The organism is Desulfovibrio diazotrophicus (assembly GCF_902498985.2).
GTDB classification, from domain to species: domain Bacteria; phylum Desulfobacterota; class Desulfovibrionia; order Desulfovibrionales; family Desulfovibrionaceae; genus Desulfovibrio; species Desulfovibrio legallii.
Genome location: NZ_OX346397.1, coordinates 2,773,430 through 2,795,679, shown reverse-complemented (window position 1 = coordinate 2,795,679; position 22,250 = coordinate 2,773,430). Strand labels below are relative to the sequence as shown.

Genomic DNA, 22,250 nt, shown 5'->3' with positions numbered 1-22,250 from the left:
AGGAAACAACATGCACTCCACCCCTGCAGACACCCCCTCCCCAGCCCCGCGCCAGGCCCCCCGGCCCGGCATGGTCACCTTTGTGGGCGCCGGCCCCGGCGACCCGGAACTGCTCACCATTAAAGGCCGCAAAGCCATAGAAGAAGCCACCCTGGTGCTCTACGCGGGCTCCCTGGTGCCCCCCGCCGTGGTAGCCTGCGCCGCGCCCGAAGCGGAAGTGCTGGATTCCGCCCCTCTGACTCTGGAGGAATGCCACGCCCTGGTGCGGGCCACAGCCCTGGCCGGGGGCACGGTGGCCCGCGTGCACACGGGCGACCCCTCTCTTTACGGCGCGCTGCGCGAACAGGCCGCGCTGCTGGAGGCCGAGGGCATCCCCTGGAGGGTCATCCCCGGCGTCACCGCCGCCTGCGCCGCGGCTGCGGCCGGGGGCGTGACCTTTACCGTGCCGGAAGTGACCCAGAGCCTGATCATTACCCGGCTGGAGGGCCGCACCCCCGTGCCGGAACGCGAAAGCCTGGCCGCCCTGGCCGCCCACGGCAGTTCTATGGCCGTTTATCTTTCGGCCCGCGAGGCCGGCACATTGCAGGCAGAGCTGCTGCGCCACCTCCCGCCGGAAACAGCCGTGCTCTGCGCGCATCTGGTGGGCTGGCCCGAAGAAGAACTGCACTGGACCCGGCTGGCGGATCTGGCCCACTGCGTGGCCCGGCACAACCTTACCCGGCAGACGGTTTTCCTGATCCTACCCGGCGAATGCCGCAAAGGCACGGCCTCGCGCCTCTACGCCGCGGACTTTGCCCACGCCTGCCGTGCCGCCCGCAATGGGGCGGAAAAAGATCAGGACTAGGGCATTGCAATGTTACCATGCCCTGGCGGCTGCGTAAGCAGACGCCCGCCGTGGAGGCGCAAAGGCGCACTGCCGCAGTGCAGGGCACGCCCCGCATGGTTCGTCGTGAAGGATAACGTTTTTTGAAAATGGAGGAGCGGGGGGAAAAGTGGAACTTTTGTTTATAAAAGCTCCCTTACCCCCTGGGGTCCAGGCTGTGCGGCGGGAGATTGGCGCGGATCCAGCGGGCGCAGGCCTGGGGGCTCTCAAGGGCCGGGCAGTGCACTCTGGCGTAACGGCTGTAGAGGGCCTGGCGTTCGTCAAAAATATCGCGCAGGCTTTCGCCGGGGTTCATGGCGATGCCGCGTTCCGGATTGCGGGCCACGCGCTCTTCAATAAGTTGAAAGGGTACGTCCAGAAAAACCAGCGGCCCCAGGGAGGCCAGATGCGCCATGGCCGCCGGCCTGTAGACCACGCTGCCGCCGGTGGCAATGACTGTGCGCTGCGCGCGGATGGCGCAGACGACCGTGGCTTCGGCATCAAGAAAGGCCCTTTTGCCCAGAGCGTCGGTGATATCCTGAAGACGCGCGCCGTAGACGGCTTCAATAAGGTGGTCGCTGTCCACAAAGGCCCAGTCCAGTTCCTGAGCCAACGCGCTGCCTACGGTGGTTTTGCCCGCTCCGGCCATGCCGATAAGCACAACACAGGGCAGAGCGGCCTTGGGGGCGGCAATAAGAGCGGTAGCAGCCATGAAAGCTCCTTGAAATGCGCGTGCCGGGCCAACCGGACGCCCATCGACTGTGCCAACGGCCGGAACCCCTGTCAAGGGAGGCCTCAAGTTTTGCGGACGCACGCCGATAAGCGTAGTTGAAAGGGCGTTTTCAGACGGCAGCGGCGCGGTGGCGCTGCAGGAACCGCCGTGGCGAGCGCCTGTGCGCCCGATATCAGGATGGCGGTTGCGTAAGCAGACGCCCGCCGTGGAGGCGCAAGCGCACTGTATTTGCGCGATTAAGCGCCGGAACGAGCGTGCCGTAACCTTTGAGAATATGTATCCTCAAAGGTTATCCGCTCTACTAGAGTATTTAACACTTGAAATGCTCGCTTACGGCAGGCAAAAGCCTGCCTTCTCGCATTTCGTGACAAGGATTTTCAATAAAATCCTTGCAGAGCAGTTAGCTCATTTCATTCGATAACTGCTCTAGAGCATTTAACACTTGAAATGCTCGCTTACGGCAGGCAAAAGCCTGCCTTCTCGCATTTCGTGGCAAGGATTTTCAATAAAATCCTTGCAGAGCAGTTAGCTCATTTCATTCGATAACTGCTCTAGAGCATTTAACACTTGAAATGCTCGCTTACGGCAGGCAAAAGCCTGCCTTCTCGTATTTCGTGGCAAGGATTTTCAAGAAAATCCTTGCAGAGCAATTAACTCATTTCATTCGTAAACTGCTCTAGTGGAGGATTTGTCATGCGCCTGCTCTGTCGCACCCTGTGGGCCGGACTGCTGGCCCTGGTTGTCTGCCCCGCTCCGTCCGCTTTTGCGGTGGAAGCCTATACCCTGCCGCCGGCCCGCACTCCCGCCGGGCAGACCAACCTGACCAGAATCTGGACCGACAAGGGCGGCGCGCGCCTGTACTGGAATACCCTGGTGGATCCCCTGCAGATACGTATGGCCGGCGCGCGCTTTGACGACCCTGCCGCCGTGCCGGAACTGCGCCTTACGCCGCCGGAAATCAAGCCCGTTCCCCGCCGTTACCGGAACGGTCACAAAAAAGTGCAGGCGCGCAAGGCCGCCCCGGCCACGGTCCCCCGTGTTGCCGCGCCCAAGGGCGTGGGCTCTGCCGCACTCATGCCGCCCGTGGGGGAAAAGGCCGACCCGGCCGCAGCCCCAGCACGCAATGCAGCCTCCGTTTCTGGTGCGCTGTCCGCTTCCGACGCTTCCAACTCTGGCCGCCCCGCCGCTGCGCCCGCGTCCGGAGCGACGCCCCTGCCTTACCCTGGATCAAGGGCATGGATGGAAAAAAATGCAACGCCCCCGGCACTTCCCGGCAGCGCAGCGAGCGGCCAGGCCGCCGGGGCAAGCACGCCCCTGCCCCCGCCGCTCAGCGCCACCCCGCCGGAAAGCACGCCCCCGGCAGGAACCGCGCCCCACTGACGGCGCGCCGCCGCCACCCCAGATTTTTTTCTCGACCTCCGCCCTCAGGTTTGGCATTCTTGGGCCGTCCGTCCTGCCCGGAGCGCGGTACCGTTTGCGCGCCCCCGTGGGGAGGCTTACGGACGGCTTTCTGTTTTTTGCTCCGCCCCGCGCGAAGCGCACAGCCACCACGGAGTTCCGCACTGAAGCCGTGCGACGCACTTGCGCAGGCAAGCGCGCAGCAGGCTGTTGAATACAGCGGAAGACTTCGGGGAGAAAAAATATGCCCTCTACAGTCTATTTTGCGGCCTCCCGCACCCGATCCCACGAGGACAGCAAGCTGGCCAAGCTGGCCCGCCTCTGCGACGCTCTGGGCCTGAAAAAAATCCTGAAAAAAAATGATCTGGCCGCCGTCAAGCTGCACTTTGGCGAATACGGCAACGACACCCACCTCAACCCCACCCTGGTGCGCCAGGTGGTGGACAAAATGCTGGAAGCCGGGGCCAAACCCTTCCTTACCGATACCACCACGCTCTATTCCGGCACGCGCCACAATGCCGTGGACCACCTCAACACGGCCTACCGGCACGGCTTCACCCCCGCAGTGGCGGGCGCGCCCGTCATCCTGGCCGACGGTCTGTACGGCGAAAACGACGTGCCCGTGCGCATCAACGCCAAGCACTTCAAAACCGTGCACATTGCTACGGAAATCCGCCGCGCGCCAGCCATGGTTGTGCTCTCGCACTTCAAGGGGCACGAAATGGCGGGCTTTGGCGGGGCCATCAAAAACCTGGCCATGGGCGGCGCGGCCGTACGCGGCAAGCGCGACCAGCACGCCACCCACGTCAGCGTGGAGGCCGAAACCTGTATCGGCTGCGGCAAATGCGTTAAGGTCTGTCCGCAGCAGGCCCTGAGCCTGCACAACAAAAAAAGCGTACTGGATAAAGCGCGCTGCATCGGCTGCTTTGAATGCATGACCGTCTGCCCGGTCAAGGCCATCAGCCTGGACTGGGCCACAGAAATGGTCCCCTTTATGGAACGCCTTACCGAATACGCCTACGGCGCGGTCAAGGGCCGGGGCAAGCGCGTCTGTTACATCAACTTTGTGCTCAACGTGACCCCGGACTGCGACTGCGTGGGCTGGAGCGACCTGCCCCTGGTGCCCGACGTGGGCCTGCTGGCCTCCACCGACCCGGTGGCTCTGGACCAGGCCTGTCTGGACATGGTCAATGCCGCGCCCCGGCTGGATCCCGCTCTCAACGGCGCTCCGGACGTTTTTGTCGCCCGCTGGCCCCACACCAGGGGCGAAGTGCAATTGAGCTACGGCCAGAGCTTGGGCCTGGGCAACCGGGAGTATGTGCTCAAAAAAATCTGACCGAAACGCGGCGCCCCCAAGGCCCGCGTTTTTTTTGGCGACTGAGGGGCCCTGCCGAACCGCGCCAGAGCCTTGACAAGACCCGCTCAAACGCCTAGGCTTTCTCGATTTTACCTTTGTAAAACAAATGTTTATCCTTATTCGCAGGAGCACTTTCATGGCTGTGCATATTGTTAACCACCCTCTGGTGCGCCACAAGCTGGGCATCTTGCGGCAGGCGTCCACCTCCACCCACGAATTTCGCGCCGTTTCCAACGAAGTGGCCCGTCTGCTCATTTACGAAGCCACCAAAAACATGCTGACGGAAACCCTCACCGTGCAGGGCTGGGCCGGACCGGTGGACGTGGAAGCCATCTCCGGCAAAAAGGTCACGGTGGTGCCCATCCTGCGGGCGGGTCTGGGCCTGATGGACGGCGTACTGGACATGATCCCCGGCGCGCGCATCAGCGTGGTGGGCATGTACCGCAACGAAAGCACCCTGGAACCCGTGGAATACTATGTGAAGCTGGCCAGCGACCTGGACCAGCGCCTGGCCATCATCCTTGACCCCATGCTGGCCACGGGCGGCTCCATCATCGCAGCCATAGACCTGCTCAAAAAGCACGGCTGCCGACAGATCTGCAGCCTCAACCTGGTCTGCGCGCCCGAAGGCATCGCCAAGGTGGAAGCCAAGCATCCCGATGTGGACATCTATACCGCCGCCGTGGACGACCACCTGAACGAAAACGGCTATATCATCCCCGGCCTCGGCGACGCCGGGGATCGTATTTTCGGCACCAAATAACTACCGGAGCGCCCATGACCAGCCCCACCCCCGGCTCTATCCCCGGCCAGCGGCCCGCGCCCGCCACCGACTACCGCCTGCGCCTGCGCGATTGCGTGCTGGGCGCGCAAATGCTTTTTGTGGCCTTCGGCGCATTGGTGCTGGTGCCCATCCTCACCGGCCTGGACAGCAATGTGGCCCTGTTCACGGCGGGCGTGGGCACACTGCTCTTCCAGCTCTGCACCAGAGGCAAGGTGCCCATCTTCCTGGCCTCTTCCTTCGCTTTTATCGCGCCCATCATCTACGGCGTGCAGACCTGGGGCATGCCGCAAACCCTGGGCGCGCTGGTCTGCTGCGGCTTTGTCTACTTTATTGTCAGCGCCCTGGTGCGCTGGCGCGGCACGGAATTTGTGCTGCGCCTGCTGCCACCCATCGTCACCGGGCCGGTCATCATGGTCATCGGGCTCATCCTCGCGCCTGTGGCCGTCAACATGGCCCTGGGCAAAACCGGCGACGGCGCGCAGCAGATCGTGCCCGGCAACCTGGCCCTCTGGATATCCATGACCTCTCTGGCGGCCACGGTGCTGGTTTCCTTGCTGGGCAAAGGCTTTTTGCGGCTCATGCCCATCCTCTGCGGCATCGTCGCCGGGCTGGCCGCCTGCCTCATCCTGGGCGTGGGCGACTGGAGCACGGTGACCGCCGCCCCCTGGCTGCGCCTGCCGCATTTTATGTTTCCGGAATTTTCGCTGGAACCCATCCTGTTCATTGTGCCCATCACCCTGGCCCCGGTCATTGAGCACTTTGGCGACGTGGTGGCCATCAGCACCATCACGGGCAAAGACTACCTCAAAGACCCCGGCATCCACACCACCATGTTCGGCGACGGCCTGGCCACCATGGCCGCGGGCATGGTGGGCGGACCGCCCTGCACCACCTACGCAGAGGTCATCGGCGCCGTGAGCCTGACCCGCGTTTTCAACCCCGCAGTCATGACCTGGGCCGCGCTCTGCGCTGTTTTGCTCTCCTTTGTGGCCAAAATCGGCGCTTTTCTGGGGGCCATCCCTGTGCCGGTCATGGGCGGCATCATGATCCTGCTCTTCGGGGCCATCATGGTGGTGGGCCTCAACACTCTGGTACGCGCGGGCAAGGACCTCATGGAGCCCCGCAACATGATCATCGTGGCCCTGGTCATCATCTTCGGCGTGGGCGGCATGCAGTTCAACATCGGCAGCTTCAAGCTCGGCGGCATCGGCTTGGCCGCCGTCACCGGTGTTGCCCTCAACCTGCTGCTGCCCCGTTCGCGCGCCTGAAGCAACCAAAGGAGTCTGCCATGATTCTGGTCTGCCTGGGCGACAGCCTGACTTACGGCTATGGCGTGCCGCGCCCCCGCGTCTGGCCCACGTTGCTGGGCAGCATGACCGGCTTGGACGTGCGCAATGCCGGCATCAACGGCGACACCACCAGCGGCATGCTGGCCCGGTTTCAAACCGACGTGCTGGCGGCGCAGGCCGACGCCGTGTGCCTTATGGGCGGCTTCAACGACCTGGCCCTGGGCGCGGGCCCCGGGGCCGTGCGGGCCAACCTTTTCGCCCTGGTGCAGCAATGCTTCCACGCCCGCGTGCGGCCCATTCTGGGCGTGCCCATCGCCGTGCGCCACCCCCTGACCTTTCCCCTGCTGCGCAGCGTAAACATGGACCAGGCCTGCGCAGCCTACGAAGACCTGCACGCCTGGCTGCGCCTGCTGGCCGCCGATTTTGGCCTCTCCTGCCTGGACTTCGCCCGTTACTTTGCCAAACACGCGGCCGCCGCCCCCAACCCCGCAGCCGCCCTGGCCGCCCTCTACAGTGACGGCCTGCACCCATCCGAAGCCGGCCACAGCCTTATGGCCCAAGAGGCCGCCCGCCTGCTGCGCGCGTAGGAAGGGGTTCCTGCGCATACTCCGCCGCCTCTATGCTCTGGCCCGCCTGCTGCGCGCGTAGGAAGGGGAAGAGAAAACTTTTTCCTTTCAGGCGGCACGGTGGGCGTGCCTTATCCGCACGGCACTATTTGAACAGCCCGCTGCCCGTTCCCGCCGCGCACACAAAGCAGTGGATTTTTCTTGCGAGAATCGATACTATTAATTTATAAAACGCCCTGCTCCGGCAGGGCTCTTCCCAGCTTGTCGCAGACCAACTGCCCGGCCGTCCGGCGCACGGCGGACTTTCCCCCGCGCGTCGCCCAGACCGGACGTCTCTGGAGCAGCAAGCGCCCAAGGCAGCGCGTGACGGCGCAAAGAGCCCGCCCCCGCTTGCTTCACGGCAAGGATTGCACAATCCTTGCGGGCCGTTCTTCCGTGAAAAGCCCGCAGCGCCCTTGCGCAGGCAGTTACCCTCAAAAAAAGCGGCGCTTGTCCGCACCGGAGGATTTCCATGCTCCCCTCTCCCTACAAAGAATTCAAAGCGGAATTGTCAGCTTTTATCCCCCAAGAACGCATCTATACCGACCCCCTGCGCCTGCTGGCCTACGGCACGGACGCCAGCGTCTACCGCCTCACGCCCAAGCTGGTGGTGGATGTGCTGGACGAGGCTGAAGTCATGGAGATACTGGGTCTGGCGCACCGCCTGCTGGTGCCCGTGACCTTCCGCGCGGCGGGCACCAGCCTTTCCGGCCAGGCCGTGACGGATTCCGTGCTGGTGCGCATCGGCAAGGGCTGGCGCAACTGGCGGGTGGGTGCAAACGCCGAGCGCATTACCCTGCAGCCGGGCATCATCGGCTCTGGAGCCAACAGGATCCTGGCGGAATTCGGCAAAAAAATCGGGCCGGACCCGGCCTCCATCGACAGCTGCTTCATCGGCGGCATTTTTGCCAACAACGCCAGCGGCATGTGCTGCGGCACGGCGGACAACTCCTATAAAACCGTGCTTTCCACCCGCATGGTCCTGGCCGACGGCGCGCTGCTGGATACGGCGGACGCCAAAAGCCGCGCGGCCTTTGCCCGCAGCCACGGACACATCCTTGCGGGCCTGGCCGCCCTGCGCGAAAAAATCCTGGCCGACACGGCCCTGGCCGAGCGCATCCGCCGAAAATTCAAGATCAAAAACACCACAGGCTACAGCCTCAACGCCCTGGTGGATTTTGACGACCCCTTTGAAATTCTGCAGCATGTCATGGTAGGTTCCGAAGGCACCCTGGGCTTCATCGCCGAAGTGACCTACCGCACCGTGGAGGAAGCCCCCTTCAAGGCCTCGGCCCTGCTGCTCCTGCCCACGGTCAAGGCCGCCTGTGACCTGGCCTCGGCCGTGGCTCGTCTGCCCGTTGCCTCCGCCGAGCTTATGGACCGCGCCTCCCTGCGCTCTGTGGAAGGTACGCCCGGCCTGCCTGAAGGGCTGGAAACCCTGGACGATCAGGTCTGCTCCCTGTTGGTGGAAACCCGCGCCTCCAGCAAGGAAGCCCTGGACGCCAACATCGCCGCCATTGACGCCGCCTTCAAGGATGTCCACTTTGTGCGGCCCTACGCCTTTACGGACGATCCGGAGGAATACGGCAAGCTCTGGCGCATCCGCAAGGGCATCCTGGCTTCGGTGGGCGGCATGCGGCCAGTGGGCACCTCCATCGTCATTGAGGACGTGGCCTTTACCCTGGACCGCCTGGGCGAGGCCGCCACAGACCTGCAGGAACTTTTTTCCCGCCACGGCTACAGCGTGGCCCCGCTCTTCGGCCACGCCCGCGACGGCAACCTGCACTTCGTGTTCTGGCAGGACTTCGGCGCGCCCGCCGAGGTGGCCCGCTACAAGGCCTTTATGGGCGACTTCAGCAAACTTATTACGGAAAAGTACGACGGTTCCCTCAAAGCCGAACACGGCACGGGCCGCAACGTGGCCCCCTTTGTGGAACTGGAATGGGGCGCCACGGCCTACGCCATCATGAAGGAGATCAAAAAGCTGCTGGACCCGCAGGGCATTCTCAACCCCGGCGTGCTGCTCAACGACGACCCCCAGGGACACGTTAAAAACCTCAAGCCCCTCACCCCGGCGGACCCTCTGGCGGACAAGTGCATGGAATGCGGCTTCTGCGAATCGGTCTGCCCCTCGCGCGAGCTCACCCTCACCCCGCGCCAGCGCATTACCGCCTACCGCGAAATCTGCCGCCTGCGCGCGGAGGATCCCAAGGGGGCCGAACTCAAAAAACTGGAAAAAGCCTATGAATACATGGGCAAAGCCACCTGCGCCACAGACAGTCTCTGCCGACCCCGCTGCCCTGCAGGCGTGGATACGGGCGTTTTCATCAAAAGCCTGCGCCACAAAGACGCGGGCAAATGCGCCAACACCGTGGCCAACAGCATTGCCGACCACTTTGCCGGCACCTGCAGGGCCATGTCCCTCATGCTCAACGGCGCGGACGGCCTGCACCGTCTGCTGGGCACCTCGGTCATGGAAAACGGCGCGCGCCTGCTGCGCCGCATCAGCCTCAAAAAAATGCCTCTCTGGAACAAGGACATGCCCCGCGGCGGCAGCAAGCTCCGCCTGCCCACCGCCCCCGCCGTCAATGCCAAAAAGGTGGTCTACTTCCCCAGTTGCATTGCCCGCAACATGGGCCCCGGCGCGGAACACACGGACCGCCGCACCGAGCCGGAGGCCGTGGTCAGCGTACTGCTCAAAGGCGGCTACGACGTGATCCTGCCCAAGAATATGGAAAAACTCTGCTGCGGCATGGCCTTTGCCAGCAAAGGGCTGACCGACGCGGCCCACAAAAAGGAAAAAGAACTGGAAGCCGCCCTTAAGGCGGCCAGCAATAATGGGGAATACCCCGTACTTTGTGAAACCAGCCCCTGCCTGCTGCACATGAAGGAAACCCTGGACCCGGCCATCCGCTTCTACGAGCCTGTGGAATTCATCATGGACAACCTTATGGACGTGCTGCCCCTCAAAAAGCTGTCCAAAACCGTGGCCCTGCACGCCACCTGCTCCATCCGCAAGATGGGCCTGACGGACAAACTGGAGGCCCTGGCCAGAAAATGCGCCGAAAACGTGGTGCTGCCGGAGGGCATAGACTGCTGCGGCTGGGCCGGTGACCGGGGCTTTACCCATCCGGAACTCAACGAATCCGCCCTCAAGAGCCTGCGCATGCAGGTCAGCGGGTGCGAGGTCGGCTACTCCTCCAGCCGCACCTGCCAGATCGGCCTTTCGTTGCACAGCGGCATCCCGTACTACTCCATCGTCTTCCTGGTGGACGAAGCCAGCAGCTAGAGTATTTAACACTTGAAATGCTCGCTTACGGCAGGCAAAAGCCTGCCTTCTCGCATTTCGTGGCAAGGATTTTCAAGAAAATCCTTGCAGAGCAATTAACTCATTGCATTCGTAAACTGCGCTAACGAGCCCTTTCCCCACGGACATATGCCACGGCGGCGCGGGAATCCTTCCCGCGCCGCCTGCTTTTTACTGCCGCGCTTCCCGCCCCGACTCCGTCCGGCACGGCGCTGTACGAAAAACGTTTTTTGGCTGTTATGGAAGAAAAGGTTTTTGGAGGATGGGGGGCGTGGGGGGAAGGGAACTTTTGTGTACAAAAGTTCCCTTCCCCCCACAACAGCCTCTCCCCTTTCCCCCTACGCAATGCCGAAGCGCAGTCCGGCGTAGCCCACCACCTGCGCGGCATCGCCGGAGGCGCTGGCTGAGGTATCGTAGGCGGCCAGCTCGGCCCAGGGTTCGCCCAGAACGCGCAGGGCGTACAGGGCTAAGGCCATGGGGGCCGCGCCGCACATGCTGATGTGGTTGCAGGCCACGGTGTCCAGCAGGGCTTCGGGGTCGCAGGCCAGGGCCCGCTCCAAGGCCAGACCGTCCTTTTGCAGAGTTGTCTGCTGGTCTTCATAGTGGTTCATATCCGAGCTGACCACCAGCCCCACGGGATCGCCCGCCGTCTGAGCGGCGGCCAGCACCGCGCCCAGAGCCTGACCGGCGGCGCGCAGTATTTCGGGCCTCCGCGTGCCCACGCACACGGGCACGACGACGCGCACCGACGGTTCCATTGTCGCGTCCGGCTGCGGGGGCGCTTCCGGTGCGGCTGCGGCGGGCAGGCTTTGCAGAAAGGGCAGCAGCACTTCAATGGCGTGCTCGCCCAGGTGGCAGGCCATATCCGACGCAAAACCGCCCTGAGCGCAGAGGGCCGCCGCCAGGGGCGCGTCCACAGGCACGTCGCCCAGGGGTGTGCGCCAGGCTCCGTCGGACCAGACGCCCAGGGGCTGCCCCTGCCCCGTATGGTTGGGGCAGAGCGCCACACAACGGCGCGGCAGGGCCGCCCCCACCGTGCCCGCGCCCCAGGGCCCGGCCAGCACGGCTCCGGCAACCCGGCCGCTGTAGACATAGCCCGCGTGGGGCAGCATGACGCCCAACAGGCGGGAAGCGACCCTGTGCGGGCGCGGGCCCGTGGGTTCGGGCAGATTTTTAGGCGTGAGGCAGGCCCGCAGGGCCGCGCGCAGGGCTTCAGGATCGTCGGGATAAAACCGACCCGCAGCTATGGGCTGACGCAGGGGCATGGCGGTTCTCCTTGCAAATGTTCACATGCGGCGCTGCAGCGACGCCAAACCGCAGAGGAAGGCTTACGGTGGGGAGGCAGCAGGCAATGCGCCCGGCCGGGGCAGCAGGGGCTGGCCCTACCCCTCCAGTCCGCCCAGCAGCAGGTAACGGGTTTCCATGTATTCCAGCAGGCCTTCGCGGCCGCCTTCACGGCCCAGACCGCTGTTTTTGGTACCGCCGAAGGGGGTCTCCGCCGCGGCCAGGGTGATGTCGTTGACGCCGGCCATGCCGTACTGCAGGTTCCGAAACAGCCGCCAGACGCGGGGCATGTGATTGGTGCAGACGTAAGAGGCCAGGCCGTATTCCGTATCGTTGGCCAAGGCCACGGCTTCTTCTTCCGTGTCAAAGGGCATGAGGGCCGCCACGGGGCCGAAGATTTCCTCATGGAAAATGCGCATCTGCGGAGTCAGACCCGTGAGCAGGGTAGGTTCGTAAAAATTGCCGCCCAGGCTGTGAGGCCTGCCGCCGGCAAGCACTTGCGCGCCCTTGTCCTGGGCGTCGCGCACCAGAGCGTCGGCATGGGCCACGGCGGCGGGGTTGATCAGGGGGCCCATGTCCGTGGCCGGATCAAGCCCGTTGCCCACGCGCAGGGCCCGCACCTGGGCCAGCATGGCCTGGGCGAACTGATCGTATACGGGCCGCTCCACCAGAAAGCGGTTGGCGCAGATGCAGGTCTGCCCGGCGTTGCGGAACTTGCAGGCCATGCCCAGGCTTACAGCGCGGTCCAAATCCGCATCGGCAAAGACGATGAAGGGGGCGTTGCCGCCCAGTTCCATGGAAAGGCGCTTGAGCGTAGGGCCGCACTGGGCGGCCAGGGCCTTGCCCACGGCGGTGGAGCCGGTAAAACTCAGCTTGCGCACCAGAGGGTTGGCGGTGATTTCGCCGCCAATGGCGGCAGCCCCGCCCGTGAGCACGTTGAGCACGCCCGCGGGCAGGCCCACGCGCTGGCCCAGCTCGGCCAGGGCCAGGGCGCTGTAAGGCGTGGCGCTGGCGGGCTTGACCACCACGGTGCAGCCCGCAGCCAGAGCCGGGGCCACCTTGCGCGGCAGCATGGACATGGGGAAATTCCAGGGCGTAATGGCTGCGGCCACGCCCACGGGCTCGCGCCGGGTCAAGGCCTGGACTCCCTGCCGAAACACGGGCGTCACCTCGCCCGCAGCGCGGCGGATTTCTTCGGCGAACCAGGGGAAATAAGACGCCCCCTGGCGGATTTCGCCCCTGGCCTCGGCCAAAGGCTTGCCTTCCTCCAGGGTGAGCAGGCGGGCCAGGTCTTCCAGGTTGTCTTCAATGGCCTGGCCCCAGGCCCGCAAAAGGTCCCCGCGTTCCTGCGGCGTTTTGGCCTTCCAGGCGGGAAAAGCCGCCTGCGCCGCCTCAATGGCCCGGCGGGTTTCGGCAGCGCCGCAGTCCGGCGCCTGGCCCAGCAGGCTGTTGTCGACGGGATTGGTCACACGCAGCACCTTGCCGTCGTCGGCCCCGCACCATTGGCCGTTGATCAGGCATTGCTCACGAAAAAGGCCCGCATCGCGCAGTAGTTTTTGCATCTTTTCCCCCAGATACGCACGGGACCGCCGCCGCGGCCGGGATCAGAACAGCTGCCTGCCGCCCAGCCAGTGGTGGACAACGCGCCCGTGCAGTTCGCGCCCCAGAAAGGGCGTGTTCAGACTTTTGGAGTACATGGTCTCCCTGCCGGGAACCCAGACGGCCTCCGGGTCCAGCAAAAAGAAATCCGCCGGATCTCCGGGGGCAAAGCCGTTCCAGGGCAGGTGAAAAATCTCTGCCGGCCGTCGGCACCACAGGCGCTGCAGGTCGGCTTCGGCCAGCACGCCTGCGCGCACCAGCTCCCAGGTCAGGCTCAAAGCCAGGTCCAGACCTGTGAAGCCGCAAGGGGCTTCGTCCAGGGTGCCTTCTTTTTCGTGGGCGGCGTGGGGGGCGTGGTCCGTCACCAGAATGTCGATGACCCCCTCTTTGACGGCGCGGCGCAGGGCCGCGCGGTCCTCGGCCGTGCGCAGGGGGGGGCTCACCTTGGCAAGGGTATTGTACCCTTCAAGGGCGGTTTCGTCCAACAGCAGATAGTGGGGGCAGGTTTCGGCCGTGACCCGCACTCCGCGCGCCTTGCCCCAGGCAATGACGTCCACGGTGAGCGCAGCGGAAACGTGGGCAATGTGCACGGGCAACTGCAGGTACTCGGCCAGCATGATGTCGCGCGCGGCCTGTACGGCCTCGCCCGCCGCCGGCTGGCCCTTGACGCCCAGCAGCCCGCTGGTCACGCCCTCGTGCATGCGCCAGCCCCTGGCCAGATGCGGGTCTTCGCAGTGGTCGATGAGGGTGAGGTCGAGGTCGGCCGCGTATTCCATAATCCGGCGCACCAGCTCGGCGCTCTCCAGGGGGCGGCCGTCGTTGGACACGGCCACGCAGCCCGCAGCCTTAAGCTCGGCCAGAGGAGCCAGTTCCTCGCCCTTGAGCCCCATGCTGGCTGCGGCCACGGGGTAGAGGCGCGGGCCGTGGGGGTGACTGTGGCGGGCGCGCTCCAGCATAAGGGTGGTGACGCTGGCCGTATCGTTGACCGGCCTGGTGTTGGCCATGCACATGACCGCGCCAAAGCCGCCGCGCGCTGCCGCCTCCAGACCGGAGGCGATGTCTTCCTTATATTCATAGCCCGGTTCGCGCAGGTGAGTATGCGCGTCCGTAAGACTGGGCATGAGGGTAAAGCCCTGGGCCTCAAAAATTTCGCAGCCTTCCGGCGGCGGGCAGTGTCCGGCCGGGGTCATGGTCAGAATTTTGCCGTCTTCGATCAGCAGGTCCACCGGGGCTTCCAGGTGGCGGGCATTTTTGATGCAAAGTTTCATGCGCGTCCTCCGTCACGGCGCGTGGCCAGCAGATAGAGCACCGCCATGCGCGTGGCCACGCCGGCGGCCACCTGGTCCAGCACCAGGCTTGCCGGGGCGTCGGCCACGTCGTCGGCGATTTCCAGCCCCCGGTTCATGGGGCCGGGGTGCAGCACCTTCGCGCCGGGCCGGGCCAGCGCCAGATGGCGCGCGCCCAGACAGAAGCGGCGGGAATATTCCGCCAGGTCGGGCAGCAACCCCGCCTGCTGCCGCTCCAGCTGCAGGCGCAGGCACATGACCGCGTCCACGTCACGCGCGGCGGCGGCAAGGTCGCTGCAGACCTCCACGGGCCAGTGCTCCACGCCGGCGGGCAAGAGCGTGCGCGGGGCGCAGAGCCGCAGCTTCACGCCCAGCATGTGCAGCAAGTGCACGTTGGAGCGGGCCACCCGGCTGTGGGCAATATCGCCCAGAATAAGCAGGGTACGGCCCGTAAAGCGGCCCTCCCAGGCCGCCCGCAGGCTGAAGCAGTCCAGCAGGGCCTGGGTGGGATGGGCGTGCCAGCCGTCGCCGCCGTTAACCACGCCGCAGGGCAGCAGCTCCGCCAGAAAGCGCGCCGCGCCGCTGCTGGGATGGCGGATGACAATGACGTCCGGCCCCATGGCCTGCAGGGTCAGGCCCGTATCCTTGAGGCTTTCGCCTTTATTTAGGCTGGAGCCGGTCTTGGCCAGGGAATAGGTGTCCGCCGAAAGGCGCTTGCCCGCCACGTCAAAGGAGGTGCGGGTGCGAGTGCTGTTTTCCACAAAAAACAGCACCACGGTCTTGCCCTTGAGAGTGGGCACCTTCTTTACGGGTCGGCGGTTGATTTCCTGAAAACTGGCGGCCAGGTCCAGCAGGTGGAGGGTATCCACGCGGCTGAGCTGGGTGACGTCCAGCAAGTCCTTGTGGGGCCATTGGTAGATTTCTGTACTGTGCATGGCGGTGCCCGGTCAAAAAAAATCCCCGCTGGAACCAACGGGGGTGGAAAAAAACGGCTTAAAAGCCGCAAAAAGCGGCAGACCAGAGGCTCGAAGCCCTCCCGGCCGTGGGCTGCCGGGCATGGGGGTGGCGGTCTTCATGGGCAAAATGTAGGCGCGGGCCCGGCCTTTGTAAAGCAAAAAGTCGGTTGACGCTCCCTGGGGCTTTGACTAGTTATGGACGCACAGACTGCCGCCCCGACGCCGCCCGCTCCCGGGCCGCCGCCTCCGGACGGCTGCGGCCGCGCGCTCCGAACCGGGGCCGCGACAACCTTACGACACTGCAACAGGGAGGGGGTCATGTTGTTTTCGCTGCTGGCCTATCTTGGCTGTGGGGCTGTAGCCGGTATCCTGGCCGGACTTCTGGGCGTGGGCGGCGGCCTTGTGCTGGTGCCCATGATGCTCGCCATCTTTCCCACCGTAGGCGTGCCGCCCCAGTATGTGCAGCAGATGGCCCTGGGCACCTCGCTGGCCAGCATCATGATCACTTCCATCTCCAGCGCGCGGGCCCACAACAAACGTGGAGCCGTGCACTGGGACATTTTCAAGGCCATCACCCCCGGCATTCTGGTGGGCACCTTCGGCGGCGGCCTGCTGGCCACGCACTTGCCCACCATGTTCCTGAAGGTCTTTTTTATCTGCTTTCTGCTGGTTGTTGCCGTGCAGATGCTCTCCAACTATCGGCCGCCGGCCAGCCGCGACATGCCCGGATCCCTGGGCACGGCCTGCGTGGGCGGCGGCATCGGGCTTGTTTCCAGCTTTGTGGGCATCGGCGGGGGCACGCTTTCCGTGCCCTTTATGACCTTTTGCAACGTGCCTCTGCACCACGCCGTGGGCACCTCGGCGGCCATCGGCTTTCCCATTGCCGTAGCCGGCACCCTGGGCTATATCATAGGCGGCTGGGGCCGGCCGGATCTGCCCGCCGCCAGCCTCGGCTTTGTCAACCTCTGGGCTCTGGCGGGCATAGCCTCGGCCAGTTTCTGCACTGCACCGCTGGGGGCGCGTCTTTCCCACGCCCTGCCTGCGGCCAAGCTCAAAAAAGGCTTTGCCTGTTTTCTGATCATTGTAGCCGCAAAAATGGCCTGGGGGCTTCTATAACCCCCATCCCCAAGCCATGAACGTCCATTGACACCGGAAAAACGGCAGCCTGACGGCATGGCCGCACCACCGGCAAAAAACCTGGGGGAGCGCCCTTCGCAACGCGACGCGCCCGAGCGACACGCTGGACAGCGGCGCGGCGGCGCTTACGCAAGAGGCTGCCAGTTCTGCCGCAGCTTGGGCCGACCGCTGCGGCGCACCCGTGTGGGGGCGGTTCTTCCACTCCACCCGACCAAGACGGAACTATGAAACTACACACCCACAACATCCAGCGCGCACGGGCCATCTGGTGGAACCTGCTCTGGCTCACTCTGGGCTCTTTGCTCATGGCCCTGTGCATTCAGGGCGTGGCCGCGCCCCACGGCTTTCTGTCCGGGGGCGTCATGGGGCTCGCCCTGCTGACCAATTACTGGTCCGACACGCTCACCCCCCTGATCTGGTATTCCCTGCTCTGCGCGCCGGTTTATGTGCTGGGCTGGTTTGTTGTGGGCCGCCGCTTTCTGCTCTATACGGCCTACGGCACGCTCTGCACCACGCTGTTCGGCTTCTGCATCAATTTTACCATCCCTCTGCAAACGGAACTCTACGCCGCAGTGGTGGGCGGCGTGCTGCACGGCACGGCCGGCGGCATGATGCTGCGCACCCTGGGCAGCGGCGGCGGCACGGACGTCATTGCCGTAGCTCTCAAGGACCGCTGGAACGTGCCCATCGGCCAGTTCAACTTCGCCTTCAACTGCCTGCTCTTTCTCGCGGCAGGCACACACATGCCCCTGGACAGCATTGTGGCGTCCATGATCATGATGTTCATCTCGTCCCAGACCCTGGAATACGTGCTGGGCATGTTTAACCGCTACAAGCTGGTCATGGTCATTTCCGACCACGGGGAAGAAGTGAGCGAGGCCATCCTGGTTTCAGAGCGTTTTGGCGTGACCCTTATGCGCGGCAAGGGGGCCTATTCCGGCGTGGACCGCGAAATTCTGCTCACGGTCACCAACAACGTGGCTCTCAAGCGCCTGGAAAACCTGGTCTACAGCATTGACCCCCATGCCCTGTTCATTGTGGAAAACACGTTTTACGTGGCTGGCGGCCAGTTTGCCCGCCGCCCTCGCTGAACGCGGAGGCCCTGTGCACGCCACGCCGCCCCTTTCCTCACCAGCGCAGCCTCTGCCCGATGGCATCGCACCCGATCGGGATGCAGGCCACGGCCCCGTGCTTGCCATCCGCGCCAAAAGCCTGCTGCCCCTGACCGGGGAGGAACCAGCGCGCGGCGCGCGCCTTTTTGCCCCCCTGAAGCGCGTGGACAATGCCGTGCTGGTGGTGCGCCACGGTCTGGTGGAGGCCGTGGGCCGCTGGGGCTCCACGCCCCTGCCGCCGGGCGCGCTGGTGCGGGACGTGGGGCCCGTATGCCTGGCCCCGGCCTGCGTCAATGCCCATACCCACCTGGAGCTCTCCCACCTGGCCGGGCGTACCCGCTGGGAAGCCGGTTTTACGGCTTGGCTCCAAAGCCTCATCCCCCTGCTGAGCCCGCCCCAGGACGCGGCGGCCGCCAGCGCGGTGGTGGCTGCGGCAGAGGCGGCCTGCGCCGATATGGCCGCCATGGGCACGCGCTGCGTGGGCAATGTGGCCGGTTCCCTGCCCCACGGCATCCTGGTGGCCGATGCGGCTTCCCGTGCTGCAGGCCTTACGGTAAGCCATTTTTGTGAGTGGTTCGGCTTTGGCCCGCCCTTTGCCCAGGGGGAAGGCCCCTGGCCGCCGCGCTGCCGCGAGGCCGCCGAGGAAGACCCCTTTCTGGCGGCGCGCTGCGCCCCCGGCGGACACGCCCTCTACTCCACCGGGCCGGACGTGCTGCAAACCGCGCACGAAAACTGCCGCCGCATGGGGCGGGTATTTTCCTTCCACTTGGCGGAATCGCCGGAGGAAACGCAGCTGCTCACGGAAGGCGCGGGGCCCCTGCTGGACTGCTATGCGGGGGTGGTGCTGCCGCCGGACTGGCGCGCGCCGGGCCTGCGGCCTTTGGCCTACGCCCTGCGCCTGGGTTTACTGTGCGCGGGGACCCTGGCCGTGCACGGCGTACAGCTGGACCAGCAGGAAGTGGAAGTGCTGGCGGCCAGCGGCGCGGCCCTCTGCCTCTGCCCCCGCTCCAACCGCCGCCTGGACGTAGGTCTGGCCCCGGTGCGCGAACTGATGGAAAGCGGCTGCCTGCTCTGCCTGGGCACAGACGGCCTGACCTCCAACCGCGACCTGGACGTACGCCAGGAGGCCGCGTGGCTGCGCGAAACCCTGGACGTGCCGCCCGAAGCCCTGGTGCGCCTGCTCACGGTCAACGGCGTAGCTGCCCTCAACCTGCAGGCCAGCGGCGCGGGCCGCCTGGAACCGGGGGCCCCGGCGGACTTCTGCGTTCTGCCCGAAGCGCTGGTCTATTAGAGCATTTAACACTTGAAATGCTCGCTTACGGCAGACAAAAGCCTGCCTTCTCGCATTTTGTGGCAAGGATTTTCAAGAAAATTCTTGCAGAGCAGTTAGCTCATTTCATTCGCTAACTGCTCTAGAACAGCGTTCCGTTGAGAATACGCATTCTCAACGGTTACGGCACGCTTGTTCCGGCACTTACCCGCGCAAATAACATAGCGATGCTGTCTGCATCCGCAGCTGGCGCTGCTGTCTTTGCCCGTAACTTCCTCGTTGTAACGGATCAGGCTCCTGCATCTCAACGTCTGAGCTACGCTTGCGCCTCAGCGACGGGCGGCTGCTGACCTGCCAGGGCACTTCAAAGAGAAATGCCCGCTTGGGACAGGCAAACGCGGGCCAACGCGCATTTCGGGGTGAACCCTTAAAAAGGGCTTGCCCCTGTCTTTGGTGTAGACCCTGCCTTGCCGAACCTGGTCTGTACTGGTTTCTGGGCCGCAGCGACAACCCCCAAGCCCTGCCCTTTCAAAGATGGATTTATGGCGGGGTGCTGCCCTCTATCCGCAAAACCGGCTGCTACGGCCTGCCCCTGATCATGGACGACGTGCAGCAGATCATGCGCCTGCCGGAAGCGTATAAACGCGAGGCGTTCCGCCGCCTGCTGAGCTACGCGGCTCGGCAAAGCGACCCAGCCGAGGGCGCGCGCCTTATGTGCAATATCTGCTGCATTTTTGCCGCCGCCGCAACAGGCGCCCCCTGGGGCAGGCCCGGCTGGCCCTCTGATCTTTCCCTCCCGGGTCGCTTCCCACGGTCCAGCCCCATGCCGGAACCCCTCGTCCGGCGCGGGGCTTTTTGTCCATAAGCAGACATAACGCAAAAACAGCACAACATGCTGAAAAGTTTGTTTAATGCCTCTAAACTTGGCCCTCTTGGAAAAATAACCGCAAAATATTTTCGGGGGCATCGGAAAGGTGTAATAAGTGTAATCTCATTATATTTCAGTATATTAAAGTGTAATATTTTTGTAATATGGTTACACTTTTCCATGTAATAAAATTACTCTTTGCTGTAATTTTTGTGTCCTTTTAACTAACTGAATTTATACAGATATTACAAATAGCCCTAAAAAATGTTACACCATATCACACCTGAATTACAGACGATTACACTTATTACGGTGTTGCGAACCCCTGTGCCGCTTTATATGCAAACACCCCCAGGCAGCCCCTCGCCGCCCATTGACAAACGGTATATTTTTTATACCTTATGAGTATGAAGTTTGAATACGATCCGGCCAAGAGCGCGGCCAACAAGGCCAAACACGGCCTCGATTTTGAAGAGGCCAAGGCCCTGTGGAAAGACGAAAACCTGCTGGAGGTTCCCGTGCTGCGCACCGGGGAGCCGCGCTTTCTTGTCATTGGCTGCATTGGGGGCAAGATCTGGACCGGGGTTATCACATACAGGGGCAACGCCGTGCGCATCATTTCCGTACGGCGCGCCCGCAAGGACGAGGTGGAACACTATGGATCGTGAACATATTTCCGCAGAGGAATTTGACCGCCGTTTTGACGCTGGCGAAGACATTTCCGGCCATGTGGACTGGGCAGCAGGCCGCAGGCCCAACAAGCAGACGCAGCGGGTCAATGTGGACTTTCCCACCTGGATGGTGGAAGCGCTGGATACGGAGGCCCGCCACCTGGGCGTGAGCCGTCAGGCGCTGGTCAAGGTCTGGATAGCCAACTGCCTTGCGCGTGACGCCCACAGCGCCAGATAAAATTCATCCACGCAGAGAAGATAAGAAAAGCCGGAGCAATCCGGCTTTTCTGTTGCCCTGCGAACAAATACCACCTGCCTATGCTGCAAATAGGTTCCGCATACCTAACGAATACACCAAAAACATTTAAAACTCTTTTAATATATAAAACACATTTTGACCCTCCCCCCAAAAAGTATGCCATTGAAAAGTTCGTGTTCCTGACACAGGAGCACAAGGATGCAACGTAGCAGATTTACCGAAGAGCAGATTATTGGGATATTGCGGCAAGCCGAGGCAGGAGTGCGCGTTGTCGATTTGTGCCGACAGAACGGCATCTCGGACGCGACATTTTATAAATGGCGCAGCAAATTCGGTGGGATGCAAGTCCCTGATGCCAAACGACTACGGCAATTGGAGGATGAAAACGCTCGGTTGAAGAGGATTGTCGGCGAACAGGCTCTTGATATTGTCGTCCTGAAGGATGTACTCTCAAAAAACTTCTGAAGCCCGCAGCTTGCAGAGAAGCCGTGCAGTACGTTCTGAGGGAGCACGGCTATTCAGAGCGGCGGGCTTGCCGAGTCATCCAGTTTAACCGCGGCTCCGCCCGGCGGCCGCCATCCAAGGACCGCGATCTGCTTTTGCGCACTCGCTTGCGGGAACTGGCGGAAGAGCGACGGCGTTTCGGTTCTCCCCGGTTGCATGCACTGTTGCGCCGCGAAGGCTTGGTGCAGAACCATAAACGGACAGAAAGAATTTACCGGGAGGAGGGGCTTTCTCTGCGTACACGGAAACGGACGAAGCGCCCGAGCCATACCCGGGTCGAGCAAGTGGGCCCTACAGGCCCGGATGAACAGTGGGCGATGGATTTTGTAAGCGATGCCCTTATGAATGGACGCCGCATCCGGATTTTGACGATTGCGGATCTGTGGGATCGCTCAAGCCCGGCACTTGAGGTAGATATGTCACTGCCTGGCTTGCGTGTTGTGCGAGTGTTGGAAAGATTACGCCTTCAAGGGAGAAAGCCACAGCGGATAAAAGTTGATAATGGCCCGGAATTTAGTGGTAAGGCACTGGATGCCTGGGCATCTGAGCATAACGTGGAGATAGAATTTACTCGTCCGGGGAGACCCACGGATAACGGGCATATTGAAAGCTTCAACGGGAAATTCCGCGATGAATGCTTGAATCAGTATGTGTTTTCATCCGTACATGATGCCCGTCAAACAGTTGAAGCCTGGAGACAGGACTACAACCAGCGGCGTCCGCACAGCTCCTTGGGCTGGCTGACGCCAGAAGAATTTTGCCGACAGAACAGAACCCATAACCCAACAGGAACCACTAACTTACAAGTGGTATACGCAATGGGGTAAGGTCATGGGGACCACCTCTGGTGGATTGACTTCTACAACCGTTTCCGGCCGCACAGCAGCCTGGGTGGGGTCCCCCCGGAACGTTTTCATGAACAAGGACTTTTAAAGGCAGCCTGATAAGGGTAAAACTAGCTAACAAAGC

General features: G+C 63.3%; 20 protein-coding genes. 15 read left to right on the top strand and 5 right to left on the bottom strand.

What is annotated here, in order from left to right; translation table 11 throughout:
* Positions 1 to 10 precede the first annotated feature (10 nt).
* Positions 11 to 844 (top strand): precorrin-4 C(11)-methyltransferase, encoded by an 834-nt coding sequence (gene cobM / locus J7I12_RS12070; protein ID WP_118230470.1) that lies wholly within the window; start codon positions 11 to 13, stop codon positions 842 to 844.
* Between the two features lie 175 nt (positions 845 to 1,019).
* Here cobM and thrB read toward each other — a convergent pair whose 3' ends face one another.
* Positions 1,020 to 1,574 carry a homoserine kinase gene (thrB, locus tag J7I12_RS12065; protein ID WP_242621211.1) on the bottom strand — a complete coding sequence of 185 codons (555 nt, stop codon included), beginning with the start codon at positions 1,572 to 1,574 and terminating at the stop codon, positions 1,020 to 1,022.
* A gap of 714 nt (positions 1,575 to 2,288) precedes the next feature.
* Between thrB and J7I12_RS12060 the strand changes: the two genes are divergently transcribed.
* The 6 genes from J7I12_RS12060 (at position 2,289) to J7I12_RS12035 (ending at position 10,317) form a co-directional block, all read left to right on the top strand.
* Complete coding sequence (locus J7I12_RS12060) at positions 2,289 to 2,975, top strand: hypothetical protein (RefSeq protein ID WP_302413589.1); 687 nt, start codon at positions 2,289 to 2,291, stop codon at positions 2,973 to 2,975.
* Between the two features lie 262 nt (positions 2,976 to 3,237).
* Entirely contained in the window at positions 3,238 to 4,329 is a 1,092-nt protein-coding gene (locus J7I12_RS12055) for a DUF362 domain-containing protein (RefSeq protein WP_288907422.1), read from the top strand.
* 157 nt (positions 4,330 to 4,486) lie between these two features.
* Positions 4,487 to 5,113, top strand: a complete 627-nt coding sequence (gene upp / locus J7I12_RS12050; RefSeq protein WP_118230474.1) for a uracil phosphoribosyltransferase — start codon at positions 4,487 to 4,489, stop codon at positions 5,111 to 5,113.
* 14 nt (positions 5,114 to 5,127) lie between these two features.
* On the top strand, positions 5,128 to 6,402 hold the full coding sequence (locus J7I12_RS12045; protein ID WP_302149110.1) for a uracil-xanthine permease family protein: 1,275 nt from the start codon (positions 5,128 to 5,130) through the stop codon (positions 6,400 to 6,402).
* A gap of 20 nt (positions 6,403 to 6,422) precedes the next feature.
* Complete coding sequence (locus J7I12_RS12040) at positions 6,423 to 7,010, top strand: GDSL-type esterase/lipase family protein (protein ID WP_288907713.1); 588 nt, start codon at positions 6,423 to 6,425, stop codon at positions 7,008 to 7,010.
* 490 nt (positions 7,011 to 7,500) lie between these two features.
* The gene (locus J7I12_RS12035; RefSeq protein WP_302548566.1) at positions 7,501 to 10,317 is read left to right on the top strand and encodes an FAD-binding and (Fe-S)-binding domain-containing protein; all 2,817 of its coding nucleotides are present in this window, start codon (positions 7,501 to 7,503) and stop codon (positions 10,315 to 10,317) included.
* Positions 10,318 to 10,673: 356 nt separating this feature from the next.
* Here the strand turns inward: J7I12_RS12035 and amrB are convergent, their stop codons facing one another.
* The 4 genes from amrB to J7I12_RS12015 form a co-directional block, all read right to left on the bottom strand.
* Positions 10,674 to 11,600, bottom strand: a complete 927-nt coding sequence (gene amrB / locus J7I12_RS12030) for an AmmeMemoRadiSam system protein B (RefSeq protein ID WP_302548881.1) — start codon at positions 11,598 to 11,600, stop codon at positions 10,674 to 10,676.
* 117 nt (positions 11,601 to 11,717) lie between these two features.
* Entirely contained in the window at positions 11,718 to 13,181 is a 1,464-nt protein-coding gene (locus tag J7I12_RS12025) for an NAD-dependent succinate-semialdehyde dehydrogenase (RefSeq protein WP_118230479.1), read from the bottom strand.
* 42 nt (positions 13,182 to 13,223) lie between these two features.
* Entirely contained in the window at positions 13,224 to 14,486 is a 1,263-nt protein-coding gene (locus J7I12_RS12020) for a dihydroorotase (protein ID WP_118230480.1), read from the bottom strand.
* Positions 14,483 to 15,439: an aspartate carbamoyltransferase catalytic subunit gene (locus tag J7I12_RS12015; protein ID WP_118230481.1), complete on the bottom strand. Its 957-nt coding sequence runs from the start codon at positions 15,437 to 15,439 to the stop codon at positions 14,483 to 14,485. The genes J7I12_RS12020 and J7I12_RS12015 overlap by 4 nt, the downstream gene beginning before the upstream one ends.
* A 339-nt stretch (positions 15,440 to 15,778) precedes the next feature.
* Between J7I12_RS12015 and J7I12_RS12010 the strand changes: the two genes are divergently transcribed.
* The 8 genes from J7I12_RS12010 (at position 15,779) to J7I12_RS11975 (ending at position 22,225) form a co-directional block, all read left to right on the top strand.
* Positions 15,779 to 16,576, top strand: coding sequence for a sulfite exporter TauE/SafE family protein (locus J7I12_RS12010; RefSeq protein WP_302548880.1), 798 nt, complete (start codon positions 15,779 to 15,781; stop codon positions 16,574 to 16,576).
* A gap of 245 nt (positions 16,577 to 16,821) precedes the next feature.
* Complete coding sequence (locus J7I12_RS12005) at positions 16,822 to 17,688, top strand: YitT family protein (protein ID WP_118230483.1); 867 nt, start codon at positions 16,822 to 16,824, stop codon at positions 17,686 to 17,688.
* A 13-nt stretch (positions 17,689 to 17,701) separates the two neighbouring features.
* On the top strand, positions 17,702 to 19,000 hold the full coding sequence (locus J7I12_RS12000; protein WP_242621210.1) for an amidohydrolase family protein: 1,299 nt from the start codon (positions 17,702 to 17,704) through the stop codon (positions 18,998 to 19,000).
* Between the two features lie 529 nt (positions 19,001 to 19,529).
* Positions 19,530 to 19,844 (top strand): hypothetical protein, encoded by a 315-nt coding sequence (locus J7I12_RS11995; protein ID WP_487126147.1) that lies wholly within the window; start codon positions 19,530 to 19,532, stop codon positions 19,842 to 19,844.
* A gap of 410 nt (positions 19,845 to 20,254) precedes the next feature.
* Positions 20,255 to 20,515 (top strand): BrnT family toxin, encoded by a 261-nt coding sequence (locus J7I12_RS11990; protein ID WP_118230486.1) that lies wholly within the window; start codon positions 20,255 to 20,257, stop codon positions 20,513 to 20,515.
* On the top strand, positions 20,505 to 20,756 hold the full coding sequence (brnA, locus tag J7I12_RS11985; protein ID WP_207287321.1) for a type II toxin-antitoxin system BrnA family antitoxin: 252 nt from the start codon (positions 20,505 to 20,507) through the stop codon (positions 20,754 to 20,756). Before J7I12_RS11990 ends, brnA begins: the two co-directional genes overlap by 11 nt.
* Positions 20,757 to 20,975: 219 nt before the next feature.
* Positions 20,976 to 22,108 (top strand): IS3 family transposase gene (locus tag J7I12_RS11980; protein ID WP_498793755.1). Its coding sequence is split into 2 segments (ribosomal slippage): positions 20,976 to 21,225 and positions 21,225 to 22,108, totalling 1,134 coding nucleotides; the frame shifts between segments, so codons are not numbered across the junction.
* Between the two features lie 24 nt (positions 22,109 to 22,132).
* Positions 22,133 to 22,225, top strand: a complete 93-nt coding sequence (locus J7I12_RS11975) for a hypothetical protein (protein ID WP_498794173.1) — start codon at positions 22,133 to 22,135, stop codon at positions 22,223 to 22,225.
* Positions 22,226 to 22,250 lie beyond the last annotated feature (25 nt).